General features: G+C 32.8%; 17 protein-coding genes. All 17 read right to left on the reverse strand.

What is annotated here, in order from left to right; all coding sequences use genetic code 11:
- Nucleotides 1-2: 2 nt before the first annotated feature.
- A complete protein-coding gene (locus IPJ23_17055; GenBank protein ID MBK7632378.1) occupies nt 3-686 on the reverse strand; it encodes a flagellar hook capping protein in 684 nt (227 codons plus the stop codon).
- Between the two features lie 8 nt (nt 687-694).
- Nucleotides 695-4171 carry a flagellar hook-length control protein FliK gene (locus IPJ23_17060; protein ID MBK7632379.1) on the reverse strand — a complete coding sequence of 1159 codons (3477 nt, stop codon included), beginning with the start codon at nt 4169-4171 and terminating at the stop codon, nt 695-697.
- Nucleotides 4171-4794: a hypothetical protein gene (locus tag IPJ23_17065; protein MBK7632380.1), complete on the reverse strand. Its 624-nt coding sequence runs from the start codon at nt 4792-4794 to the stop codon at nt 4171-4173. Before IPJ23_17065 ends, IPJ23_17060 begins: the two co-directional genes overlap by 1 nt.
- Entirely contained in the window at nt 4791-5228 is a 438-nt protein-coding gene (locus IPJ23_17070) for a flagellar FliJ family protein (protein ID MBK7632381.1), read from the reverse strand. Before IPJ23_17070 ends, IPJ23_17065 begins: the two co-directional genes overlap by 4 nt.
- A gap of 24 nt (nt 5229-5252) precedes the next feature.
- Entirely contained in the window at nt 5253-6575 is a 1323-nt protein-coding gene (gene fliI / locus IPJ23_17075; GenBank protein ID MBK7632382.1) for a flagellar protein export ATPase FliI, read from the reverse strand.
- Between the two features lie 7 nt (nt 6576-6582).
- Nucleotides 6583-7203: a hypothetical protein gene (locus tag IPJ23_17080; protein ID MBK7632383.1), complete on the reverse strand. Its 621-nt coding sequence runs from the start codon at nt 7201-7203 to the stop codon at nt 6583-6585.
- Entirely contained in the window at nt 7196-8233 is a 1038-nt protein-coding gene (fliG, locus tag IPJ23_17085; GenBank protein ID MBK7632384.1) for a flagellar motor switch protein FliG, read from the reverse strand. The genes IPJ23_17080 and fliG overlap by 8 nt, the downstream gene beginning before the upstream one ends.
- Nucleotides 8226-9821: a flagellar M-ring protein FliF gene (fliF, locus tag IPJ23_17090; GenBank protein ID MBK7632385.1), complete on the reverse strand. Its 1596-nt coding sequence runs from the start codon at nt 9819-9821 to the stop codon at nt 8226-8228. Before fliF ends, fliG begins: the two co-directional genes overlap by 8 nt.
- Nucleotides 9822-9826: 5 nt before the next feature.
- A complete protein-coding gene (fliE, locus tag IPJ23_17095; GenBank protein MBK7632386.1) occupies nt 9827-10117 on the reverse strand; it encodes a flagellar hook-basal body complex protein FliE in 291 nt (96 codons plus the stop codon).
- Between the two features lies 1 nt (nt 10118).
- Nucleotides 10119-10364: a hypothetical protein gene (locus IPJ23_17100; GenBank protein ID MBK7632387.1), complete on the reverse strand. Its 246-nt coding sequence runs from the start codon at nt 10362-10364 to the stop codon at nt 10119-10121.
- Between the two features lie 10 nt (nt 10365-10374).
- On the reverse strand, nt 10375-10872 hold the full coding sequence (gene flgC, locus IPJ23_17105) for a flagellar basal body rod protein FlgC (GenBank protein ID MBK7632388.1): 498 nt from the start codon (nt 10870-10872) through the stop codon (nt 10375-10377).
- Nucleotides 10869-11255 carry a flagellar basal body rod protein FlgB gene (flgB, locus tag IPJ23_17110; protein ID MBK7632389.1) on the reverse strand — a complete coding sequence of 129 codons (387 nt, stop codon included), beginning with the start codon at nt 11253-11255 and terminating at the stop codon, nt 10869-10871. The genes flgC and flgB overlap by 4 nt, the downstream gene beginning before the upstream one ends.
- A gap of 119 nt (nt 11256-11374) precedes the next feature.
- Nucleotides 11375-11620 carry a hypothetical protein gene (locus IPJ23_17115; protein ID MBK7632390.1) on the reverse strand — a complete coding sequence of 82 codons (246 nt, stop codon included), beginning with the start codon at nt 11618-11620 and terminating at the stop codon, nt 11375-11377.
- Nucleotides 11617-12705, reverse strand: a complete 1089-nt coding sequence (locus IPJ23_17120) for a chemotaxis response regulator protein-glutamate methylesterase (GenBank protein MBK7632391.1) — start codon at nt 12703-12705, stop codon at nt 11617-11619. The genes IPJ23_17115 and IPJ23_17120 overlap by 4 nt, the downstream gene beginning before the upstream one ends.
- 1 nt (nt 12706) lies before the next feature.
- The gene (locus IPJ23_17125; GenBank protein MBK7632392.1) at nt 12707-14521 is read right to left on the reverse strand and encodes a chemotaxis protein CheA; all 1815 of its coding nucleotides are present in this window, start codon (nt 14519-14521) and stop codon (nt 12707-12709) included.
- A gap of 25 nt (nt 14522-14546) precedes the next feature.
- Nucleotides 14547-15296, reverse strand: coding sequence for a hypothetical protein (locus IPJ23_17130; GenBank protein MBK7632393.1), 750 nt, complete (start codon nt 15294-15296; stop codon nt 14547-14549).
- Nucleotides 15296-15685, reverse strand: a complete 390-nt coding sequence (locus IPJ23_17135) for a response regulator (protein MBK7632394.1) — start codon at nt 15683-15685, stop codon at nt 15296-15298. Before IPJ23_17135 ends, IPJ23_17130 begins: the two co-directional genes overlap by 1 nt.
- Nucleotides 15686-15688 lie beyond the last annotated feature (3 nt).

Genomic DNA, 15688 nt, shown 5'->3' on the forward strand with positions numbered 1-15688 from the left:
TTTTATCCTTCATCATCTGAGTTATAAATTTCCATTATATCCGAAAGATTATATTGAGCTCCGTTTACAACCAGCATTGTACCGTTTTCTGTAAACTTAACTCCATCAATTTTTCCAAGAACATAAGTTGAATAAGACATCAGGTTACTATCAGCATCTTTCGGTTCAACTTTAAAAGTGTATCTCCCCTGAGGTACACTATTACCATCATTATCGGAAAAATCCCAAATAAGTTTATTATCTCCAGAATTTTTAGGAGCGTTTTCTATAGTTTTTACTAATTGTCCACTTTCATTATAAATTTTAACTGTTACACTGCTTGCCATCGTGCTTAAGTCGTAACCAAGTGTTGTGTTTTCCTGTCCGTTATTCTGGAATGTATTTCCGCTGAGTTTCACCTCTTTACCAATAAGTGTTGCAGCAAGCGTGTTGTTTATCGATTGTGACAAATAATAGTTTGCATTTATGCTTGTATCCATCGAGTCATTAAGATTCATTAACTGTTCTAACGATGTAAACTGGGCTAATTGTGATGCAAACTCTGTCCCTTCCATTGGACTCATTGGGTCTTGATTTTGTAGTTGCGCAAGCATCAGTTTTAAAAAATCCTCTTTCCCCATTGCTGTACCATTAGTTAAACCGCCGGATGCGTAACCACTTGTTATATTTGATAATCCATTAACCATTTTTTCTCCTATGCCAAATATTCATAAGTATTATAGCCCATTTTTTTAGCTATAATTGATTCATCAATGTCTTCAGTTTCAATGCTTTGCTCATAAACAGAATTTTTTCTTTTATGATTATTAAACCCGTGTTGTTTCTGATCAGAGTTGTGATATGAAATGTTAATTGAATTTAAATGTACACCGCTTTGTAAAAGATTTTGCTTAAGTTGATCAACATTATTTCTTACAATTTGTCCAACTGTTTCATTTTCAACTTCAACTTTTGCGTTAAGTACGTTATCAATTGTATCAAGCATTACCTTAACAGAGCCCAATTCTTTTGGTACAAGTCTTAATACGATTGATTGCTTATCGCCGCTTTCAAATATTTTATTTACTTCTCGTATCATTTCACCAGCAGAAATAACTTTAACTTTTTCAATCATCTCTGAAGTGCGTGAACTAAATTTTGTTTCTTCAGAATGTACTACTGATTTAAATCCGGTGTTTTCTATTTTGAATTCTGTCTTTAGGTTAGCAGTTAAATCTTGCTGAGGAGCAGTTGTATGATTTTGTGTAGCATTTTTCACTTCAGTGTTTTGAGAAGCTTCAATAGACAAGGCTTGAGTTTTTGATTTGGAATAATCCCGATGATCTTTTTCCGAAAAATGGTTCTGCTCAGAATTATTTTTCATCCCATCATTATTTGTATCAATAGTAATCTTATTTGGTTGCTGTGATGATTTTTTAATATCAGCTATAACTTCGTTATTATTTTTTTCTAAACTTACTTTTACCCAAACTTGCTTTTCATTTTTAGGTTTTAGCTCAACCTGATTTGGTACTGATTTTACAGTTTCATCGATGTTTAAAATATTTTCGCTTTTGTTTAATTCACTATTTACAATAGAATTCTTAATACTCACAGTTTTAGATTCTTCAGCAATTACTTCAAGAGGCGGTATATGGGAGTAAACCCTGCGTTGCATAAAATCAACTTTAGTGTTTTTGTTCTCAAATAGATTTTGATCTTTATTTACACTTTCTTGTTTTACTTGATCGTTTGCAAATTCTTTAAGTCCTGATCGCAAAGTTTCTATTATGCTTTTATCTTTTACGTTAAATGCTTTTTCAGAATTATAAGTAGAGCTTGGTTCGGTTTTACTATTCAATTTAGTAGTTGTATTTGTTGTCTCGCCAGAGTTAATCTTAACGGAAATATTTTCTTTAACGCTTTTATCATTTAGAGCATTCTTATTGCTTTTATCAATAATTTTTGATGTTGATTTAGGATCACTATTCTTCTGATCAACCTTAACTTCTGCAGTTAAATCCTTTTTGCTTATTTCAATAACAGCTTCTTTAATATTTCCTTTTGTTGATTCTTTAAAGTTGTTTTCATCACCTAGTTCTGCTTTTTCAACTTCAATTACTTGATCTTTTTTAATAGCATCAACAGTCTTTAGTTCACTTTTAAGTTCCGGTAGAATTATTTTTTTTGTAATCGGATTTATATTTTCTTCAAGTTTTACTTTAGTAGTTTCAATCTCTTCAGTTTTATTTTGCCTTAAACTATTCTTCTCAGATATGATTTTATCATCAGTTTTAGCAAAAATATTTTCTATGAAATTTTTCTGATCAATATTAACTATTTTAATTGGTGCAGATTTTTGTGATACAGTTTGTTCATTATCAACTAAATCAGCATCAACAAAAAACTCTTGCTGAGCCTGTATTTTAGGAGTGTTATTCACATTACTTGTATCAGAAACTTTACTCAGTATATCTGTTTTGATATTTGCAGAAACTTCCTTGATAATGTTTGTTGTAATTTTTTCTGAGTTAACATTATCTGTATTAAAATTCTTACTAGCTGTTTGCTGTTTCAATTCTGGCTTGGATGAAAGTACTTTTTTCAATTCGCTATTTATTATTGGCGATTGGCTTTGGGCAGTGTTCAATTTTCCAATTTTAACAGAAGGGTTTGCTTCAGTTTGAATTTTTTGTACTGTATTGTTAAATGTTTTTGATAATTTCTGAACATCAACTTTAATTTCCTTAACATTTGTTGTTTCAAGCAGCTCATTTAAAACTACTTTTTCTTTAAGATCATTTTTATTTGATGAAATTGATGTAAACTTTTGATTTGATGTAACTTTAATTTTGGTTTCAGATTTACCTAGTTCTTTAATATTTATTTCTTTGTTTGACTTAACATTTTCATCTTTTGATGTAACTATATCTGATAAAGGATTATTTGTTTTTGCTTCTGAATTAAGATTTTTAATTTTAGTGTTTGATATCTTAACAGAGTTATCATCTTTTTGAATTGAATTTCTATAGTTACTTAACGTTTTTTCTATTGGATTTTCTAATCCTGTTTTTACATTAACTTTATTTTGAGGTTGTAGATTAATACTCTTTTCAATTTTAGGATTAGAAGTGGGAATGCTTTTTTCAAAAACTTTATCTCTTTTTAACTGAACAGTTTTTAATTCATTATTCGACTGTGCTATTGTAGTTGCCTTTAACTCAGAGACCAACTCCGGTTTTATATTGCTATGGGTTATACCGGAAGTATTTAAATCAGTAGTTAGTTTTATTCCAGAATCACAATCCGTTTTTATATTACCTTTTACATCATTAAAAATTTGTTTCTGAGTTGTTGTGTTCTCAATCTTTTCACCCACTGGTTTCAAATTACCGACTGTAGAGCTCAGCGCTTCTAATGGCTGCTGAGATGGACTTTGTTCATTTGATAAGGTTTTTATAACGGTATTATTATCAACTGCATTTTTAGTTATTACTGCCTTTGTGTTTGGTTCAACTTCGGCTTCTTCTGTTTCAGAAATAATTTGGATTGGATTTGTAAATTTAGTTGTTTCAGTATTTATTGGTTCAACATCAACAGCTATTTTTTGTGTTCCACTTTTTACGAGTATTTCAAAATCATTTTTTGTTCTTAATTGATCTCCAATCCAGTTTTTTATCTCATTAACATTAGTTGTTAATGGGTTAATTTGAATTGATTGTCCGTTTGCAATCAGAGAAATCTCAACTTTTTCTAAATTCTTTGAATCCCCTTTTTTCAGAGTTTCAATAATGTTTTTTATTTCACCAATAAGTTCATTTTTATTTAAAGAAAAATATTTTGGAATGTTTTCACTAATCGTGGTTTTATCGTTGTTTGTTAAAACTTTAGTAGTTGTCTTTGGATTTAGTTTTTCAAGAAAACCCGAAATAATACTAGAAATGTTTTGATTATTGAGAACAATTTTACTTTCTGACAGGAGAGAAACATTTAATAATTGGGTTTGTGTTTCTGCAGTTATTTCTGTTGATAATCCCTCCAATTGAAGAGGTAAGGCACCTGTATTTTCATCCTTTACAATCCTAAAAACATTGGAAAATAAATGTGAAAAATTACCAATCTTACCAGCAATACCTTCCGGCATTGTTTGATCTGGCGCAATTTTTGGCAAAAAAATTGAATTAATGAACATTATTCAAACCTAAAAATTCTATTTGCTGTTTCCGGGTTAAATTCAGAGACAACCTTCGCTGCTGTCTTCTTATTCATATTATATAAAATATCTCTTGCTACATTATCGGAATAAGTTTGAATTATTTTAGCCGCCTTCTTCGGCTCCATTGAAGAATAAATACTTGTTATCTTTTGAATCCATTCTGTGTACTCTTTACCATGCGGTTCATTTTGGGTTACTGGGTTATCTACTTGTGGCTGAGTTACAGTTTGTTCCTGATTAGAATTTTTTAAATTAATTTTTTCTTTCCCATTATTAAGATCCTGCTTATCAGCCATTTTTTTAATGTTTACAGAATCTACTTTATCATTTTTAGTCGTATCATTAGTCTCTATGCCGCCGAAGGATGAAAATAAAATGCTATCCTTCACTTCCGTTGTATCTGGTTCTGAAATCAAATTGGAATTATCTGCAATGTTTAAAGAATCAGTTTTTGTTGAATCAGACAATTGCACAACTGATTTTGGCGAAAAGTTAAACTCAAAAATATTTTCGTATGATGAGTTGAGATAGATTAACAAACCTGTTACAACTACAAACGCAAAAAGAAAAGTTCCTCCGTAAATTATTCCCTGCTTCATTTTTTAGCCTTATTAAAATTTTGCACTGCTATCTCATCAAAGTTTTTAAGTTCTGCCATGTTTATATCTTTATAAAAAGTTTCCCGATAAGATTCTTCAAGCTGGTTTAATATTTTTTTCTCTTTAGTTTTGATTACAACTTCCTCAATTTTTTTCTCGCGCTTTTTTTCGAGCTGGTTTATAACTTCTGATTGCATTTCAAGCTGTTGTTTAAGCACTGTATCGTATCCACCTATAAATTGTAATTCAGAAATATTCATTTTCTTTTTGTAAGCCGAGTTTCGCAAATCATTTATTTCATCTACAAGTTTTTGTTTTAAATCCTGGTGCTTAGCAATAATCAAATCTAACTGGGCTAGTTCTTTCTGTGCTTTCTTTTCAAAAGCTTCTTTAACTCTTTTTACCGATTCAAATTTGAATCTGAATTTTGACATTGTTTACTTTGCTCCTGTTTGAACTTACAATTCTATAATTTCATTTAATCTGTCTAATGTTGAGTTATATTCTGAAGACTCAAAAATATCCTGTTTAAGAAAGGATCTGAGATAACCAATTTTATTTAAAGCATGATCAATCTGAGGGTTACTTCCTTTAACATAAGCTCCAATATTTATAAGATCTTCTGCTTCGCGATACGTGGATAAAATTTCATTAAAAATAATTGTCCTATCGCGATGCTGTTTTGTAACAATATCTGGCATAACTCGGCTAACACTTTGCAAAGGATCAACTGCAGGAAACTGCCCGCTGTTTGCAAGCTTTCTTGAAAGCACAATATGCCCATCAAGTATTGATCTTACTGCATCAGCGATTGGTTCTGTCATGTCATCACCGTCAACAAGCACATTATATAAGCCTGTAATAGAACCGGAATCCGTTGTACCTGCTCGTTCTAAAAGTTTCGGAAGCGCTGCAAATACAGATGGTGTATAACCTTTTGTTGTCGGTGGTTCACCAATTGTTAGTCCAATTTCTCTCTGTGCCATAGCAAATCGTGTAACTGAATCCATCATCAGTAAAACATCCATTCCAAGATCACGAAAATATTCGGCAATCGTTGTTCCTATATATGCACCTTTCATTCTAACCAAAGCAGATTTATCACTAGTCGCAACAACAACAACAGATTTCTTTAACCCATCTTCCCCTAAATCTTTTTCAATAAACTCTCTAACTTCTCTGCCTCGTTCACCAATCAAAGTAATTACATTTACATCAGCATCTGTGTTTCTTGCAATCATTCCGAGCGTTACACTTTTTCCAACTCCGCTACCTGCAAAAATTCCAACTCGTTGTCCGCGACCCACAGTAAGCAATCCATCAATTGCCCTTACACCGGTTTGTAGAACAGAATTAATTCTTTTTCTTTCTAGTGGATTTGGTGGCTCTCTATATAAAGAACGATAAGATGAAACTTTTATTTCACCTTTACCATCAATTGGATTCCCAAGTCCATCAATAACTCTTCCCAACAATTCTTTCCCAACACCGATTGTAAACATTTTACCACCGGCGATTATTTCACACTTTGGAGAAATCTCATGTACTTCACCGAGTGCAATGGATAAAACTTTCCCATCGCGAAATCCAACAACTTCACACTTGCAAACTTCTTGTCCTGTTTTATTAACAATCGTACAAACTTCTCCAAGAGATACGTTTGGACCAACAGAAACAATAACCAGACCGATTACATCAGTTACTTTACCGTTTAGTTTTATCAGATCAACACTGTTGATTCGGCTTAAATATTTATCTATGTATTGGTATTTCAAATCCATTTTGTTATTATTTGTTAGTAAAACCGGCGTCTAATTTTCTTTTTAATTCATTCAGTTGTGATGAAATTCTTCCATCCGCATTTCCAATTTCACTTTCGATAAAACATCCGCCTAATTCTATTCTGTCATCCTTTTCAAATTTAATTTTAGAGAATGAATCTTTCATTTGAAATGATTTACCATCAACCACAATTGATTCATAGTCTTTTGGATGCAAGCGCACAATAATTTCATTTGCACCTAATACTTTTCTAAGCGATTCATCAAGTACATCTTTAAATATTGACTCACGTTCAATTTCTCTTTTAAGAATTGAGCCCGCTACTACAAATCCAACTTCCATTACTAACTGCTCAAATTGTAAATTCATTTCCACTGATTTATCATTTAAATCAGATATCAGATTATTAAGCTCGGAATATTTTTTTAACAACCTTTCATTAAACTCACGTTCACTTTTTTCTCTTGCAGCTGCCTGCCCCTCTTCAAAACCTTTTGTGTACTGGTTATGCAACGCAAGTTGAATATTATCTTTTTCCTGTTCTTGGCTTGATTGAAAAGTAACAGCGGCCTCCGAATAAGCAGAAATATTTGTAGGTCTCTTGCTAATTTTAATTACATCAGACATAAACTTCCTCTTTGCCGCCTTGCAAGTTCAAGGAAATTTCCCCTGTTTCTTCAAGACTTTTTACAACATCAATGATTTTTGCTTGTGCTATTTCAACTTCTTTTAATTTTACCATGCCCATAAACTGTAACTCTTCTTTAAGAAGATCCGCTGCACGTTCAGACATATTTGCAAAGATTTTATCTTTAAGTTTTTCGTCAGTTACTTTTAGTGATAATGCAAGATCTTTTCGATCAACTTCTTTAAGAATTTTTTGAATGTCTTTATCCTGAATGTTTATAATATCTTCAAACAAGAACATCAATCTTTTAATCTCAAGCGCTACTTCACTATCGCGCCCATCCATTTTATCTAGAATATCTTTACTCATAGATACATTCAATCGATTAAGAATTGTTGCAAGCGTTTTTGTTCCACCGACTTTACTTACAGATTGACTCATTGTAGAGCCAGCCATTTCATCAACAACACGCTCAATTTGTTTTAATGTGTGTGGTGAAACTTTTCCAAGCGTTGCAATTCTGTAAGCAACATCGGATCTAAAAGGTTCAGGCAATTCCTTTAGTGCTTCCGCTGTTTGATCCGGACTTAAATGACAAAGTATTAATGCAATTGTCTGTGGGTGTTCTTTACTTAAAAAATTTACAAGCTGAGTAGATTCAGCTTTTTTAAGAACATCAAAACCTTTTAAAGTAGTAAGAGTTCTTACTCGTTCAATTATTTCAACGGCCTTGGAAGGTCCAAATGATTTTTCTAAAACAGCTTGAGCATATTCCAATCCGCCTTCAAGTACATACTCGCGCGCGGTAACCATATCGTAAAAATCCTGCATCACCCTATCAACAGTTGTTGAGGGAATATTTTTTACTCGTGATATTTCTGCCGAAATTTTTTCGACCTGTTCAGGATCAAGATATTTAAAAACTGTTGACGCAGTTTCAATATTCAAGGCTATCAAAAGTAAGGCTGCTTTTTGGACACCCGCTATTTCTGAAAGTTGAACTGTTTCTTGCTTTATTGGATTATTCATCTTCGTGTAACCATGCGTTTATAAGTTTTGCAGCTTCAGTAGGATTTTTTGTAACATAATTACTAATTTTTTCCTGTCTGTTTTTCTTATTAATTGCTTCATCAGAAATTTCATCTTCAATGTCGCCAACAGGTAAAAGCTCTTTCTTTTTCCGCATATCGTTTAATACTTGTGGCACTTTATTACTGCCTTTCATGCTTGATGGCATCGCTGGCTGTAGTGCATATTCCTGATTTACATTACCAACAAAAATTTGTTCGTTTTTAAGTTTGGACATTATTCCACGCAGCAAAAAGATTGCACCAGCTATTGCAATAATTACAAGCAGCAAATTTGAAATTCCATCAGCGTCCTCAAACCAGGTTGTATTTTGTTCAACAAATTCAGTTGCTGGAGTAGTTTGAAATGGAAGGTTTACAATTGATATCTGATCATTTCTATCTTCATCTAGACCAACAGCGTTTTTAATCAACTCTTCCAATTTTTTTATTTGATCAGGGGAACGAGGTACAAAAACTGTTTCAGTAACATCTCCTTTTTTAACTTCTTTTGGTATATCATTTATAACTGCGGCAATACTTAAACGCGTAATGTTGCCGCTGCCCTGTACAACTCGTTCAATAGTTTTTCCAATTTCATAATTCGTTGTACTGCTTTGATTATTTTGTGCTGTTGTATCACTAACGCTTTTACCTGCATTGTTTGAAACCATTGTCTGTTCACTTACAACTACTTGCTGATCAGGATCATAAGTTTCCATTGTTTTTTCAACCTGATCAAAATTCAAATCAGCATTAACCTGAACCATTGAATTTCCAAAACCAAGAATATTATCCAAAAGTGTCTGTGCTTTTTGAACTAAATAACTTTCAACGGAGTTTTTAATTTCGTACTGCTTATTGCTGGAAAATGAAATTGAGCTTTCACTATCTTCTTTCCACAGAAGCTTGCCTTTGGTATCGATAAGTGTAATGGCGTTTGTTGATAAGCCTTCAACGGCACTTGCTACCAGATTTACAATCGACATTGAACTTGAACGTTGTAAAACAACGTTGTCTTTTAATTTTAAAACAATTGAAGCTGTAGGCTGTTTTTGCTCATCACGAAAAATTGTTCTTTCAGGAAAAACTATATGAACTCTTACACCATCAATCCCCGTAATACCAAGAATTGTTCTTGCAAGTTCACCTTCAAGAGATCTTTTATAATTAAGCTTCTGCATAAATTCAGACATACCCATCGTACTTTTATCAAACAATTCATATCCAATTGTACCAGAAGTTGGAATCCCTTTGCCGGCAAGATTTAATCTTGTTTCATACAACTTATCTTTAGGAACTTGAATTGTTTTTCCGTTGTCTTCAATCTTATAAGGAACTTTTTGTGTGTTTAAAAACTCAATTACTTTTGAAGCATCATCAGAAGTAAGATCTGAATAAAGAGGTGAGTACGTTGGTTCATTAAGAAAAGTTAAAAGTACTATTAAAAGTATTGTTGTTAAAACTGCTGATCCGCCAATTAGCACTTTCTGTTGTAGTGAAAGTTGATTCAGCAGCGACATTACTGCATCAGTAGGTTTTTTACTCATAGTGGTTATACAGACATTCTGGTTAATTCACGATACATATCAACTGTTTTGTTTCTTATTTCCATCAACAGTTCTAAACTTGTTTTAGCTTTTTCTCCGGCAATCATTACATCGTGTATCTCAATTGAATCACCGTTAATAAAACTTTGTGCTGATTTTGAAGCATCAATTTGAGCCTTGTTTACATCACCAATAAAATCGGTTAATAAATTTCCAAACTCTGCGCCCGGAGCCTTTTTTAAATCTTGCTTAATTAATAATGAAGGCAGATTACCGCTAATTGATTCTATTGCCATTTTATCCTCTCCTATCGATGTTTGTTCCTACAGAAATACCGTTCATTCTACCTGATTTTTCATAATAGTAATATTCCATAATTTCATTTTGCTTTGCCGGATACATTTCTGCAAAAAACTTTTTCTCATCCGGATTTATATTTTCGCTCAATTCCATTGCGGCATTATTAAGATTTGCTTTACTGCTTTTGGCATTATTTAATCCATAAGCCGAATAGTTTCCAATTGAGTTCAAGTTAACAGCCATAGTTTATCTCCTATATCTCCAATGAATCTTTTGCCATTTGTTTTGATGAATTGAATGCAGTAAGATTTGCTTCGTAACTTCTAGTAGCCGCAATCATATCAATCATTTCAGTAATTGTATTGATGTTTGAAAGTTGAACATAACCATCTTGATTAGCATCCGGATGTTCAGGCATATAAACAATATCGCCCTGTGTGGAGTCATCTTTAATATCAAACTCTAATCCGTTCTTTTGTGGTGAATTAATTTCAAATGTTGATGGTGCGGTTATATGATTTGAGTTAGTTGAAGAAAGTTTTATCGTACTTTTCATATCATTAAAAGTATCGTTGAACGGTATATCATTCTGTTTAACAGTTAAAATTTTTCTATTGATTGGTTTACCGTCTTCAGTTCTAACAGTATTTCCATTAGCAAGATTTTCAGCGATAAGATTCATCTTCTTTCGCTGGATACTTAAGCCTTTGCCGCTTATTCCAAATCCTAAAAAGTTATCACCGATTTTCAAAATTTACCTCCGCCTTTAATTACGTTTTGTAATCCTCTGTAATAATCCCCAATTTTTCTGGATGCAAATCTGAACTGAATTGAGTTTGCAGCGAGTTCAGACATTTCTCGATCGATATCAACATTATTAATTCCAGACACATTATCTAAAGAATTATCTTTTGAAATTTCAAATTTAGGTTTGCTGTTTTGATTCAGCCTTAAGTGTTTTGGATTTGTAGCTCTCATTTGTCCCATATTTTCGGAAAGGATGGATTTAAAATCCACATCTTGTCTTTTGTAATTTTCAGTTCCGATGTTTGCAATGTTTTTACTGATTACTTTGTTCTTGGTTGAACAATAATCAATAAATTTCTCTAACGATTTTATACCCGATGATTGCATATTCTTTAGCTTTTTTGAAACCGAAAAGACAAGAATAGTACCAGTGAAAAACAAGCAGAATTGAGTTTATTTGAAGAAAATTGAAAGGTAATTGGCTAAAAGTAAACAGTTGTCAGTTATTACTCAGAGTAGTCTAATGTTAACGATTTTGTTTGTCCGCAAGAACAAATAAATTTTATTTCTTTGATATTGTCTTCAGCATCTTTAGTTAATACAATTTTAATTCCTTCGGCATGATCTTCTTCAAAACAAATTTTTGAACTGCCGGAAACTTGAACATCCTCAGCCTTTATTAAGCTGGATTTTCTTGAACCATTTTTACAAGTAACTGAGTTAAATATCGCTTCTTCCATTAAATCGTTCATATTGCACAAGCCTTATTTATTGCGTTTGCTATACTTTCAAGCGGTAAAATTAAATCAGCATAACCCGCATCCACAACAGCTTTGGGCATACCGTAAACCACACAAGAATCTTCATCCTGCGCGATTGAATAACCGCCTTTCATTTTTAATTCCTTAATTGCATCAGCGCCGTCTCTTCCCATTCCGGTCATTATAACCCCGAGCGCATATTTGCTATAAACTTTAATTACAGAGTTCATCATCACATCAACCGATGGGCGATGAAGCGTATCAGATGGTGTGTCTGAAATTGAAATCATTGAATGATTATTTCCTGTTTTATCAACTGTCATATGAAATCCACCTGGAGCAATGTAAACAACACCACCTCTAACTATTTCTCTGTCTTCGGCTTCTTTAACTTCAACTTCACTAAGTCCGTTTAATCTTTCTGCAAGCGATTTAGTAAATTTTGGCGGCATGTGCTGCACAACGAACATTGGTATCGATAGTTTTTTAGAAAGATTTGGAATAACTTTTTGAAGTGACATTGGTCCGCCAGTTGAAACACCAAGAGCAATTGCACGATAACCAATTTGCGGAATTGACTTGTTTGAGTGATCCTGCTTAGATGCTGCGGTTGCTGAAGCATTACGGTTAAAGTTAAGGTTTTGTATTCTCTGTAATCTTAAACTTAAAGATCTTTGACTTACAATAGCTTTTACTTTGGCTACAAGATCTTCTTTAATTTTTATAATGTTAACATTTACAAAAGAGAGTTCTTTCGGAATAAAATCAACGGCCCCATATTCTAAAGCTTTTAAAGTATCTTTAGCACCTTCAGTAGTAAGTGAACTTACCATAAGAACAGGTGTTGGATGTTCTTTCATTATTTTTTGAAGTGCGGTAAGTCCATCCATTCTCGGCATTTCAATATCCATCGTAACAATGTCAGGCATTTTGGATTTAACCATTTCAACACCCTCAATACCATCTCTTGCGGTTGCTACTACTTCAATTTCACCGGTGCTTTCAAGCATTATGGATAATGATTTTCTCATAAAAGCAGAATCATCAACTACAACAGCCTTTATTTTTCTTGCCATTTTATTTTTCAGCTATGTGAAGTAATTCGTTAACATCAACTATCATCACAACAGAACCATCGCCCATAATTGTGGAGCCCGCTATACCCTGTACTTTGCCAAAATAATTTCCGAGAGATTTGATAACAACTTCTTTCTGTCCGATTAAACTATCAACCTTAATGCCGTATCTTTTTTCTGCAATACCAACCACTACCACATACTGCCAAATTCTATTTTCATCTTTTTCTTCAAATCCAAAAAGTACTTCTTCAACCGAAACCAATGGGAGTATACTATCGCGCATTTTAATTACAGGTTTTTGATTTACAGAATAAATGTTTTCTCTATGTACTCTCAATACTTCTAACACAGTGTTTAATGGTATTACGATTGACTGATCTTTAACTTTTACAATCATTCCAGAAATTATAGCCAGTGTAAGTGGAAGCTTTATGATAATTTTAGTTCCAACTCCAACATTTGATTCTATATTGATTATTCCCCGCAGTTTTGTAACATTAGTTTTAACAACATCCATCCCAACACCGCGTCCAGAAATATTTGTAACAACTTCAGCCGTTGAAAATCCCGGAAGGAAAATTAGATTTAAAATTTCTTGTCTTGTTAATTCTTTTGCACGATCTGCAGAAATTAATCCTTTTTGAACAACTTTAGCTTTAATTACTTCAGGATCAATTCCTTTTCCATCATCTTCAATTGTAATGATAATGTTGTTGCCTTCGTGTTCAGCAGATAGTGTTAGTGTTCCTATTGGATTTTTACCATTTGCTTTTCGTGTTTCCGGGCTTTCAATTCCATGATCCACACTATTCCTTACAAGATGCACAAGTGGATCATTAATTTCTTCAATCAAAGTTTTATCTAATTCTGTTTCTTCACCTTTTATAACAATATCAATTTGCTTTTTTGCATCTCGGGAAAGATCACGTACAAGACGAGGAAACTTGTTAAACACTTTTCCAATTCTGATCATTCGTGTTTTCATTACAACCAGCTGTAGTTCGTTTGTCATCAAATCTATTTGTTTTGTTACATCAAAAAGATCACGTGAAAATTTTGTTCCTTCATTTTCAAGAGCAAACTCAGAGTTTACCTGTGCTAACCTGTTTCTGCCAAGCACTAATTCAGAAACAATATTTAACAGCTCATCCAATCGTTCAACATCAACACGAATTGAATTTTCAATTTTCTTAGACGTGTCTTGTTTTGATTTATCCGGACTAACAGATTTGATTTCAACTTGCTGTAACTCATGGTCATCATCATCATCAGACTCTTCAACATTTTTTTCAGTATTTAGTTCATCCAATACAACTTCGGTCGCAATTTCGTTAATTCCATTTTTTAATTCAGTTTTTGCTGATTTTTTTCTTGACTTTTTTGCTGATTTTTTCTTTACATCTGCAACACCGCCATTTTCAAGAACACTAATAAGATCAGTTAATTCTTTAATCGTATCATCAACGTCAATATCCTCATTCTGAAATTCTTCAATACTGTACAGAAGAGATTTCATTTTATCATAAGCCAAAAGTAATGCATCCATTATCGTTGCGTTTAAACTTACTTCAAGCTTACGCAGTTTGTTAAGAATATCTTCGCCTTTGTGTGTAACACCTGTAAGCTTATCAAGTCCAAGAAAACTTGATGTTCCTTTTATAGTATGAAAATGTCTGAATACACAGTTTAGCAATTCATTATCATCCGGTCTTTTTTCCATTTCAACCAGATCAACATCTAATTTTTCAAGAATCTCTTTTGTTTCAATTATAAAACTCTCAACGATTTCCTTCATATCCGGATCGATGAGCATCGGGTTTTGATTTGCTTTTGCCATATTAGTTAAACAATTTATCTATTTCTGCTTGAGATGCAGTTTCCATCTCTTTGTTAAAAATTGAATCAGCTTCTTGCTGCGGCAAAACTGATTTTGAATAACGCGCATTCGGATCAAATGATGCACCTTCGGGTATATTAAGAGAATCATGATCGTTGATCTTTGTATTATCAAAATCTTCAATCAATGAACCAAGTTTATCCTGCACAGATTCTATCAAATGATTAACTGTTGCCAATTGCTGTGATGTTATATCTTGAACTTGAAGTGATAGAGCAATACTGTTCGAATCATTTTTCATTTTTCCAACTTGAAGTAAAAGCTTACCGAGTTTCTCAGAACTGCTGTTTTTCTTAAGAAAATCCTTTATGAATAAATCAGCATCTTGCCTGTTTAGCATTGGAATCAAGCTTAAAAGAAAATCTTCTTTATCTGTTTCTTTTGCTAAAATATCCACCATAGTTTTTTCTATGTCAGTTAAATCATTATTAAGTGAATCAACAAGATCTAAAATTTCTGTTGTAGCCATCTCTGTGGCGCTTGTAACATTTTGAATTTGATTTTTTACTTTTGGAATTTTGGAAGTACTATCAGCAATAGATTTGTTTATGTTTTCTAATAGAGGAACTGTTTCCTTCATAAACTCGCCAAGACTCTGAATGATTGGGATGAGTTTTTCACCATATATAAATACTTTTTTTAAATCATTAAGTTTTGAAAAAAGCTGCGTCATATTTTCTGATTTAATCATTAGTTTGCTCCTACATTACTTGCAAGTATCTGATCAATTTTTTCTCTAAGTATCGCTGGTGTAAATGGTTTTACAACGTAGTTATTTACTTTTGCTTTTAGCGCTTCAATAATATCATCTTTAACACCTCTGGTGGTTACCATTAAAACCGGAATCTTTCCCATTTTTTCATCAGAGCGTATTGCTTTAATCAATTCAAGACCAGAAAGAACGGGCATGTTCCAATCTGTAATAACAAAATTTAGGGTATCATCGGCAGCAAGTTTTAGAAGTGCATCTTTGCCATCACAAGCCTCTGCAAAATCTTCATATCCAAGATTTTTTAAAGAGTTTGCGACTATTCGACGCATTGTTTGTGAATCATCTACAATTAAAAATTTTAAGCCCATGGT

The sequence above is a fragment of the Ignavibacteriales bacterium genome, from assembly GCA_016709765.1.
Taxonomy (GTDB): domain Bacteria; phylum Bacteroidota; class Ignavibacteria; order Ignavibacteriales; family Ignavibacteriaceae; genus IGN3.